Genomic DNA, 1699 nt, shown 5'->3' on the forward strand with positions numbered 1-1699 from the left:
CAACACCGCCAACAGCGCCACCACCAGATCCGCGCCACGCTCCAGGCACACACCCACCAACGACTCCGGACCCACACCCCGCCCGGCAAGCAACCGCGCCAGACGATTCGCCCGCGCATCCAACTCCGCAAAGGAGAGCTCCACACCCTCGGCCACCACCGCCACCGCATCCGGCGTCCGCGCCACCTGCCCGGCGAACAGCTCCGGCATCGTCGCGGGAGCCACTTCGGCGGCCGTGTCGTTCCAGTCCAGCAGCACCCGGCGGCGCTCGTCCGCGTCCAGTACGTCGACCGCACTCAACCGCGTCTGCGGGTCGGCGGACAGCAGCTCCAGCGCGCGGCGCCACCGCTCGACGAGCCTCTCGACGGAATCGAGGTCGAAGAGGTCGGCCGCGGCCACCATGGAACCGGTCAGCCCGGCCGGCGCGCCGTCCTGGTCGAACGTCTCCCCGAGGCCTGCCTCGATGTCGAACTTGGCCGCGAGGGCCACCTCAGGGCTGCTGCCGGTGCGGGCGCCGGACAGATCCAGGATCGCCTCGTCGTTGTTCTGGAGCGTCAGCATGACCTGGAAGAGGGGGTGCCGGGCCAGGGAACGGACCGGGGACAGCTCCTCCACCAGCCGCTCGAACGGCACGTCCTGATGACCGAAGGCCGACAGATCCGTCTCCCGCACCCGGGCCAAGACCTCACGGAACGTGGGATCGCCCGAGACATCCGTGCGCAGCACCAGCGTGTTGACGAAGAACCCGACCAGATCGTCCAGCGCCTCGTCCGACCGCCCGGCCACCGCCGTACCCAACGGGATGTCCTCACCCGCGCCCAGCCGCGACAACAGCACCGCCAGCGAAGCCTGCAGCACCATGAACATCGTCACGCCCTCGGCCCGCGCCAACTCCAGCAGCCGCCCATGCACCTCGGCCGGGAAGGTCACCGGCACGCTGTGCCCACGGTGGGAGGCCACGGCGGGGCGACGACGGTCGACGGGCAGGTCCAACTCCTCCGGCACGTCCGCCAGGGCTTCGCGCCAGTGGGCCATCTGGCGGGTGATCACGCTCTCGGGGTCGTTCTCGTCGCCGAGCAGGTCGCGCTGCCAGAGGGCGTAGTCGGCGTACTGCACCGGCAGCGGTTCCCACTCCGGAGCCCGGTCCGCGCACCGCGCCTCGTAGGCGAGTGACACGTCCCGTGCCAGCGGAACGGTCGACCAGCCGTCACTGGCGATGTGGTGCAACAGCACGGTGAGCACATGTTCCTCGGGGCTCACACGGAACAGCCATGCCCTGACGGGTACTTCGGCCGCCAGGTCGAAGGCGTGCCCGGCCGCCCCGGCGACCGCGGCGTCCAGTTCCTCCGGTGCGACCTCGGTCACCACCAGGTCCCAGTCCAGCTCCTCCGGCGCGACAACCCGCTGATGGGGCTCGCCGTCGACCTCGACGAAGACGGTGCGCAGCACCTCGTGACGACGGATGACGTCGCGCAGGGCCGCGTCGAGGGCGCTGCCGTCGACCGGGCCGAGCAACCGGACCGACACCGGGATGTTGTAGGTCGTGCTGCTTTCCTGGAACCGGTCGAGGAACCACAGGCGGCGTTGGCCGTAGGACAGCGGTACCAGGTCGGGCCGCGGGCGTGCGGTCAGTGCGGGCCTTGCACCGTCGGCCTCACCCAGCCCGGCCGCGAGTCCGGCAACCGTCGGCGTGTCGAAC

At 70.9% G+C, this 1699-nt stretch carries 1 protein-coding gene; it reads right to left on the reverse strand.

The window, feature by feature from the left end; genetic code table 11:
* Positions 1 to 1699 (reverse strand): condensation domain-containing protein (locus K4G64_RS39160; RefSeq protein ID WP_221760602.1); only part of this gene is annotated, 1699 nt, incomplete at both ends.

This window comes from Streptomyces sp. WAC04114, assembly GCF_019733245.1.
Lineage (GTDB): Bacteria > Actinomycetota > Actinomycetes > Streptomycetales > Streptomycetaceae > Streptomyces > Streptomyces massasporeus_A.